This window comes from Frankia sp. AvcI1, assembly GCF_001420875.1.
GTDB classification, from domain to species: domain Bacteria; phylum Actinomycetota; class Actinomycetes; order Frankiales; family Frankiaceae; genus Frankia; species Frankia alni.
In genome coordinates this window covers 39,448-45,656 of record NZ_LJFZ01000035.1, presented here as the reverse complement: position 1 = coordinate 45,656, position 6,209 = coordinate 39,448, and the positions used below count along the sequence as shown (strand labels likewise).

6 protein-coding genes and 7 pseudogenes are annotated in these 6,209 nt (G+C 71.9%); 1 reads left to right on the top strand and 12 read right to left on the bottom strand.

Going from position 1 to position 6,209, the window contains the following annotated elements; all coding sequences use genetic code 11:
* Positions 1-62 precede the first annotated feature (62 nt).
* From UK94_RS66915 to UK94_RS75185, 10 genes and pseudogenes are all read right to left on the bottom strand, one after another.
* Positions 63-265, bottom strand: a pseudogene (locus UK94_RS66915) (non-canonical purine NTP pyrophosphatase); the annotation flags it as partial.
* 1 nt (position 266) lies between these two features.
* Positions 267-686 (bottom strand): non-canonical purine NTP pyrophosphatase (locus UK94_RS66910; protein ID WP_235490106.1); only part of this gene is annotated, 420 nt, incomplete at its 3' end.
* Positions 683-927: pseudogene (locus UK94_RS66905) on the bottom strand (ribonuclease PH); the annotation flags it as partial. The gene UK94_RS66910 and the pseudogene UK94_RS66905, both read right to left, overlap by 4 nt.
* 1 nt (position 928) lies before the next feature.
* Positions 929-1,111, bottom strand: a pseudogene (locus UK94_RS66900) (ribonuclease PH); the annotation flags it as partial.
* A gap of 1 nt (position 1,112) precedes the next feature.
* Positions 1,113-1,426 (bottom strand): ribonuclease PH (rph, locus tag UK94_RS66895; protein WP_235490104.1); only part of this gene is annotated, 314 nt, incomplete at its 3' end.
* A 55-nt stretch (positions 1,427-1,481) separates the two neighbouring features.
* Positions 1,482-2,228 carry an MBL fold metallo-hydrolase gene (locus UK94_RS27045; protein WP_041938931.1) on the bottom strand — a complete coding sequence of 249 codons (747 nt, stop codon included), beginning with the start codon at positions 2,226-2,228 and terminating at the stop codon, positions 1,482-1,484.
* Positions 2,225-2,427 (bottom strand): annotated as a pseudogene (locus UK94_RS66890) (glutamate racemase); the annotation flags it as partial. The pseudogene UK94_RS66890 and the gene UK94_RS27045, both read right to left, overlap by 4 nt.
* A gap of 1 nt (position 2,428) precedes the next feature.
* A pseudogene (locus tag UK94_RS66885) lies at positions 2,429-2,885 on the bottom strand (aspartate/glutamate racemase family protein); the annotation flags it as partial.
* A gap of 1 nt (position 2,886) precedes the next feature.
* Positions 2,887-3,051, bottom strand: a pseudogene (locus UK94_RS66880) (glutamate racemase); the annotation flags it as partial.
* 39 nt (positions 3,052-3,090) lie between these two features.
* On the bottom strand, positions 3,091-3,145 hold a 55-nt coding region (locus UK94_RS75185), incomplete at its 3' end, for a hypothetical protein (protein ID WP_268761671.1).
* Positions 3,146-4,072: 927 nt separating this feature from the next.
* Here UK94_RS75185 and UK94_RS27035 point away from each other — a divergent pair.
* The gene (locus tag UK94_RS27035; protein ID WP_011602697.1) at positions 4,073-4,450 is read left to right on the top strand and encodes a hypothetical protein; all 378 of its coding nucleotides are present in this window, start codon (positions 4,073-4,075) and stop codon (positions 4,448-4,450) included.
* An 816-nt stretch (positions 4,451-5,266) separates the two neighbouring features.
* Here the strand turns inward: UK94_RS27035 and UK94_RS66865 are convergent.
* Together UK94_RS66865 and UK94_RS66860 are read right to left on the bottom strand one after the other, a co-directional pair.
* Positions 5,267-5,757, bottom strand: a pseudogene (locus tag UK94_RS66865) (NAD-binding protein); the annotation flags it as partial.
* 11 nt (positions 5,758-5,768) lie between these two features.
* Positions 5,769-6,124: NAD(P)-binding domain-containing protein (locus tag UK94_RS66860; protein ID WP_268761668.1), on the bottom strand; the 356-nt coding region annotated here is incomplete at its 3' end.
* Positions 6,125-6,209 lie beyond the last annotated feature (85 nt).

The following is a 6,209-nucleotide window of genomic DNA, read 5'->3' as shown; positions in this document are numbered from 1 at the left end:
GGGAGCCGTTGGGGCCTTCGGCGATCTGTGGGGACCCCTCGCCCAGGGCGCCGTTCGGTGGGTTACGAGGTGAGGACCTCGCGCAGAAGGGTGGCCAGGTCGCGGAAGGCCAGGCCGCGGTGGCTGATCGCGTCCTTCTCGGCCGCGGTCAGCTCGGCGTTGGTCCGGGTCTGGCCGTCGGCGAGGAACAGCGGGTCGTAGCCGAAGCCGGCCTGGCCGCGGGGCTCGGTCAGTAGGACGCCCCGCAGCTCCCCGTGCGTCACCCNCTCCACGCCGGCGGGGGTGACCAGGGCCGCCGCGCAGACGAAGGCGGCGCCGCGGCGCTCGGGTGGCACGTCGTCGAGCTGGGCCAGGAGCAGGGCGTTGTTCGCCTCGTCGCGCTCGACGCGGGTGCCGTCCCGGCGTCCGGACCAGCGGGCCGAGCGCACGCCGGGCATGCCGGACAGTTCGTCGACCGCGAGCCCGGAGTCGTCGGCCACGGCGGGCAGGCCGGTCTGGTCGGCCGCCGCCCGCGCCTTGATCAGGGCGTTCTCGGCGAAGGTTGTCCCGGTCTCGGCGACCTCCTCGCCGTCGGGGAGAGCCACCAGCTCCACCGACAGGCCGCTGGCCGCCAGGATGCGGCGCAGCTCCGTCAGCTTCGCCTCGTTGCGGCTGGCGAGGACCACCCGCACCGGCTTCGCGGTCACCGTGCCCCCTCCGGTCGGGCGGGACCCGCCGGCGCCGGACCCTGCAGCGCCTCGGCCTGGATCTCCGCGAGCTGGGCGCAGCCGAACACGGCGAGGTCGAGCAGGTTGTCGAGCATCGCCCGGTCGAACGGGACGCCCTCGGCGGTGCCCTGTACCTCGACGAACCCGTCCGCGCCGGTGCAGACCACGTTCATGTCGGTGTCCGCGGTGGAGTCCTCGGTGTAGGCGAGGTCGAGCATCGNCTCGCCTCGCACGACCCCGACGCTCACCGCGGCGACGCTCGTCGTGATCGCCGCCGGCCGGCCGAGCCAGCGGGCGGCATCGACCAGCGCGACGTAGGCGCCGGTGATCGCGGCAGTGCGGGTGCCGCCATCGGCGAGCAGCACGTCGCAGTCGATGGCGATGGTGTTCTCGCCAAGCGCGGCNAGGTCGATGCAGGCCCGCAGGCTGCGCCCGATCAACCGGGAGATCTCGTGCGTGCGCCCCCCGATCCGGCCACGCACCGACTCGCGGTCGTTGCGGGTGTTGGTGGCCCGCGGCAGCATCGAGTACTCGGCTGTCACCCAGCCCAGGCCGCTGCCCTTGCGCCAGCGCGGGACGCCGGTGGTCACGGAGGCGGCGCACAGCACCCTGGTCCTGCCGGCGCTGATCAGCGCCGATCCCTCGGCGTGCTCCTGCCAGCCCCGCTGGATCGTCACCTGCCGGAGATCGTCCGGTTTCCTGCCATCGACTCGTGTCACGCCCGCGACACTATCGGCCCGCCCCGGACCGGCCGCCCGGCCCCGCCCGAGCCGGTCAGATCTCGTAGGTGGCCCCGGGCGCGGCGATGGTCAGGTTCCCGTCGAACGCCCCGGCCGCCTCCTCCTCCGAACGGGCGGCGTTGCCCCAGGGGACGAGATGGGTCAGCACCAGCCGCCCCACACCGGCCTTCTGCGCGTGCTCGCCGGCCTCCCGGCCGGTGAGGTGCAGGTCGGGCGGGTTGTCCTCGTCGTCGAGGAAGGATGCCTCGCACAGGAACAGGTCGCTGTCGCGGGCGAGCCGGACGAGCCGGTCACAGGCGCCGGTGTCGCCCGAGTAGGTGAGCACCCGATCCTCCGCCGTGACCCGGACGCCGTATGCCTCGACCGGGTGCGCCACCCGGGTGAGGTCGATGCGGAACGGCCCGACGTGCAGGCAGCCGGCGCCGATGGTGCGGAAGTCGTAGATGTCGGCGAGGCTGTCGTCCGGCCACTTCTCGAACGCGCCGCACAGCCGTTCCTGGGTGTTGATCGGGCCGTAGACGGGCAGCTTGGGCGGCATGCCCTCGGGGTGGTAGCGCCGCGCGTAGGAGTTTGCCACCAGGTCCAGGCAGTGGTCGCCGTGCAGGTGGCTGAGCAGGACCGCGTCGATGTCGCGCAGGTCGCAGTGCCGCTGCAGTTCGCCCATCGACCCGTTGCCCGCGTCGAGGACGAGACGGAACCCGTCCGACTCCACCAGGTACGACGAGCAGGCGGAGGCCGGCCCCGGGTACGTGCCGGAACATCCGAGAATGGTCAGTTTCACCGTGGCACCACCGGGCTCTGCTGGGAGGAATCCTGATCCGCCGCGGGTCGGGCGGTCCAGACGGCTGCGGTCGAGGTCCTGGTGGCGGGTGGCGGGGACGGCACCGGAAGGGACGGCTCCCCGGAGGCCACGGCCGAGACCTGGACGAGTTCGGGCCCTAGGAACCTGCGCCCCACCCGGGTGAACAGCGTGGGGTCACNCGTGGTCAGGAAGCGGTGGCTGGGTGGCGGTAGGTCAGGGTCACGGAACAGCCCGTCCCGCGCGAGCACCCGGTAGGTGTCCTTCGCCGTCTCCTCGGCACTGCTCACCAATGTCACGCCCTCTCCCATCACGAGGCCGATCACCCCGGTCAGCAGCGGGTAATGGGTGCATCCGAGTATCACCGTGTCGACGTCGGCTTCCTGCAACGGTGCGAGATATGCCTCGGTCAGTCCGAGTAGCTGCCGCCCAGAGGTGATACCCCGCTCGACGAAGTCCACGAACGCGGGGCAGGCGACGCCGGTCAGGTCGACGCCCGCGGCGGCGGTGAACGCGTCGTCGTAGGCGCGGCTGCCGATCGTGGCCACCGTGCCGATGACGCCCACCCGACCGCTGCGGGTGGCCGCCACCGCGCGTCTGGTCGCCGGCATGATCACTTCAACGACCGGGACGCTGTAGNGTTCCCGCGCGTCGCGCAGGCACGCCGCGCTGGCCGTGTTGCAGGCGATCACGAGCAGCTTCACCCCCTCGTCGACCAGACGATCAAGACACTCGAGGGCGTAGCGGCGTACCTCGGCGATGGGGCGTGGTCCGTAGGGTGCCCGTCCGGTGTCGCCGAGATAGANCAACGGCTCATGCGGAAGCTGGTCCAGAATGGCGCGCNCCACCGTGAGACCGCCTACTCCGCTGTCGAACACCCCGACCGGCGCGCCGCTCATGAGCGATCAGACTAAGCCGGAAACCCGATGCTCACCCTGTGGCTGTCATCACGAAACCTTTGTCCAATACGGGACAGCATGCGCAAGTCGCACATCGTGGCGATCTGTCCGGCGCTTCGGGTTGCCTCGCCGCGTGTCATACGTCGTTGCTACCCATGCTCCGGCCCCGGTGTGCCGGGGCCGGACGATGTGTGGCGGGGTCGACATCCCCTCGGTGGCCCCTGGCCGCAGGGGAATTCGCAAATTCCGGCCGATCGGGTCGGGAACGATCCGGTGCGGGCTCGTCCTCCCGCGACGAAAGGTGCCCGACTGGCAGCGGCATACGGGTACAGGGACCTCAAACGGGGTGTACGCTAGAACTGCCTGTAATCGATCAGTGACTAAAAGCTATCGACCAGGTAGGTTGAGGACGCGGCTGAGGTGTCCGGGTCGTTCCCATCCGTCCCCGAACCGCGATGCCCCAGTCGCATCCTCGAGCTCGGCGGCGTCCGGTCGAGGCATCCAGGGAGATGCCCTGACCGGCACCGTCGGGCCAATGTCCGTGCCGCGCGGGCAGCGGCGCCGGAGTGCCCCCGTCCGGCCAGCCGGTCGGGTCGCGGGTCGGTCCGCAGCGCCGCGCCGGTGGGCGCGATCCGTCCGCGTTTCAGGTTGTGGGTCGTTCCCCGCTGTCCCCCAGTGCCCCTACCATGACGAGATGCTGTGATTGTCGCTGCCGTGGGCGGGCAGGTCATCGAGCGCCAGTGGGAGATTTCGGGGCGTCACCAGCGCCGCTGCCAGGGTCCGGTGCCGCCGCTGACCGCGGCGTCGCGGCCGCCGCCCCAGGACGGACGGAGCAAGCGGGATGATCACCGTCAAACCGCCCTCCCAGCTTGTCGGGTTGGCGTCGATCGAGGTCNTAGCCCTGTCGAGGGCGATAGGAACATGGCTATGGCACGGTTCCTCGCTGCAGGCGCCGCGGGCGTCGCCCTTCTGGTGGCAGGGTTGGTCACCGTGGCGCTCGTGCTCCCACCCGCATACAGCTACCTGGTCCCGCTCGTCATCATCCTCGTCGTCGTGGGGGTCAACATCACTGCCTGGCTCGTGATCCCGCATGTTGTCGGCTCGGCGTTCGCTTCGGCGTCCGGGGCCGCCGAGCGGTCGGAGCCCGCGCACTCCGACTCCGCCGGTGGCTCGTCGTCGTTCGGCTTCGCCCCGGTCGGGTTCGACTGGCCGAGCGGTGACCTCGCCGCCGAACCCAGCGCTGACGAGTGGTCGTCATGCTGGGACTACGCCGGCCGCGACGGTGCCGACGACGATCGCTGGTAGGACGGGTCTGCCCAGGTCGGCGGGCGCACGGCTCACAGCAGCACGGTGACCAGCGCGGCCAGCCACAGCGAGGCCGCGTGTAGCGACTGGTCGGCCAGGTACATGCCGTTCATGCCGTTGTCGGCGAGCTCGGCGAAGTCNCCGCCACCCGTCCTGGTCAGCAGCCAGCGCACCGCGGCCCGGCGGTCCCACAGCGCGTGGCTGACCACCGAGATCACCAGCCCGGCGACAGCCCCGAACGCGGACAGCCGTAGGTCGAGCCCGACCGCCGCCACCGTCACCATCACCACGACGACCGCGTGATACGCGGCCAGATGGCGTCCCAACGCCGCCCAGCCGGCCGGGCCCGGCGTCGTCTTCAACCGGGCCTGGGCGTCGGTCTGGCCCAGCACGTGATCGGCGAGCTGGTGGGCCGCGAACAGGGTCACCACCAGGACCGCGAAGGTGACGGCCCTGGTCATGAGGTCGGGGCGGGACGTCGGGACGGAGCTGCGCTCATCGTCATTCCTGCTCTGCGCCCAGCGCCCGGGCGGGCCGGGCGGGCCGGGGACGGCTCGGGGCCGCTCACCGGTGCTCCGTCGGCGGGCGGCACGCGGCGAGCGGCGCCCGCCGACGCGCACCGGCGGAGTCGGCCGGGACGGCGGGTGCGAGCGCGCACCCGGACTTCCGTCGGGCCGACCGGGTGGACTCGTCGCCGTTCAGCCTGCGACCCGGCGGGCTGCGACACCGCATCCTGGGACGGCTTTCGCCGGGCCTCGCGTAGTCGGCGGCCACCCGAGCGCCCGACCCGCCGGAGTCGGGTCAGACGAGCCCGGNGCGGCGGCGGGAGGTCTCGGCGACCGCCGACCAGTCCTGTTCGCCCTGGCCGTGCGCGAGTGCCTCGATGAACGCGTCACGCAGCACGCCGCCGAAGGGCAGGGGGACGTTGCGCTCCTGGCCCGCGGCCAGCGCGAGGCCGACGTCCTTGAATCCCAGCGGCAGCCGGAAGTTGACCGGCTCGTAGCTCCTCTTCCCGATCATGCCGCCGTAGCCGGCGAAGACCGGGCCGGCAAACAGGTTGTCGGTCAGCACCTCGATGAACAGGGCCGGGTCCAACCCGCCCGCCTCGATCACGGTCGTCGCCTCGGCCATCGCCTCGATGGAGCATGCGATCAGGTAGTTGCCGAGGATCTTGACCAGGTTGGCGTGCGCCGGCGCCTCGCCGACCGTCCAGGTGCGCCGGCCGAGGACGTCGAAGAGCGGCTGCACCTCGGCGATCGTCGCCGGCTCCCCGGCGGTCACGATGGTGAGGTTGCCCGCGGCCGCGGNCTCCGTCCGNCCGAACACCGGCGCGGCGAGATAGCGCAGCCCCCGTTCGGCGTACTCGCGCGCGGCGCGTTCTGCCAGGGCAGTGCTGATCGTCGCCATGTTCACGTGCAGGGCGCCGGCGGGCGCCGCGGCCAGCACTGTGGGGTCGAGCAGGCGCTCCGTCACGGCCTGGTCGTCGGCCAGCATGCTCAGCACGGTCCCGGTCGCGAACGCCTCCTCGATGCTCGCGGCGACGGCGCCGGCCGCGGCCAGCTCGGCCGCGGGCCCGGGGGAGCGGTTCCAGACCAGCACGGTGTGGCCCGCAGCGACCAGGTTGCGGGCCATGGCGACGCCCATCCCGCCCAGGCCGATGAATCCGATCCTCATCCGTCACGCTCCTGACTGCCGGAATTCGGACGCTTCTGTCGGTGACACACCGCAGTCTGGCCCGCCACCGACAGGCAGAGTGGCC

What these genes read in the sequence shown, in the direction of transcription:
- UK94_RS27035 (WP_011602697.1), top strand. Translation starts at nt 4,073, where the DNA reads ATGGCACGGTTCCTCGCTGCAGGCGCCGCGGGCGTCGCCCTTCTGGTG.